The organism is Azospirillum sp. UFLA03-27, assembly GCF_059803775.1.
Genome location: NZ_JAUQTX010000535.1, coordinates 1 through 698, shown reverse-complemented (window position 1 = coordinate 698; position 698 = coordinate 1). Strand labels below are relative to the sequence as shown.

The following is a 698-nucleotide window of genomic DNA, read 5'->3' as shown; positions in this document are numbered from 1 at the left end:
AGGAGACGGCGGTCTTCTCATAGCGGGTGGCGATAGCGCGCCATTCTTTCAGCCGGGCCCACAGGCGCTCGACGATGTTGCGATTGTTGTAGATCCAGGCTGGACAGGCGACCGGCGCCTCGTTGCTTTTGGCTGGGACGGCGGGACGGGCGCCGAGGTCCCACACGTGCTGCCGGAAGGCATCGGACGCATACCCGCGGTCGGCCACGATCCACGCGGGCACGTCGGGGAGGATGTCCAGCAGATCCGGAGCGAGCGGCAGTTCGTGGGCTTGCCCGGGTGCCAGGGTAAAGCCCAGAGCGCGTCCGCCGCCGTCGGCTATCACGCAGGCCTTCGTGCCATAGCCGCCACGAGACCGGCCAAGGCCCTCACGCACGTCTCGCCGTGCTCCAGATCCCCTTTTTTGGACGCACCCGCGGCCTTGGGGTGCGCCCGGATCGTGGGGCCATCCAGGAACGTCATGCCGAGCGCGACGCCGCGCTGCTGGGCCAGATCGAGCAAGCGCTCCCACACGCCCAGTCGTGCCCAGCGGATGAAGGTCTGCGCGGCCATCCACCACGGCCCCAAGTCGGGCGGGATGGCGCGCCACTTGGCTCCGTTCGTGTGCCGCCAGAGGATCGCCGTAACCGTGCGGCGCAGGTGCTGGGGTGGCGTCTTGCCGCGCGGGCGGCACGCTTCGATCAGCGGATGCAGAATCT

The 698-nt window shown here is 69.1% G+C and carries 1 protein-coding gene; it reads right to left on the bottom strand.

Translation table 11 applies throughout. The features are described from left to right. A protein-coding gene (locus tag Q4I23_RS32935) for an IS5 family transposase (protein ID WP_498529037.1) occupies positions 1–696 on the bottom strand; the annotation gives its coding sequence in 2 pieces (ribosomal slippage) (positions 1–399 and positions 399–696; 697 coding nt annotated over the 2 pieces). This gene is flagged as partial in the annotation. Positions 697–698 lie beyond the last annotated feature (2 nt).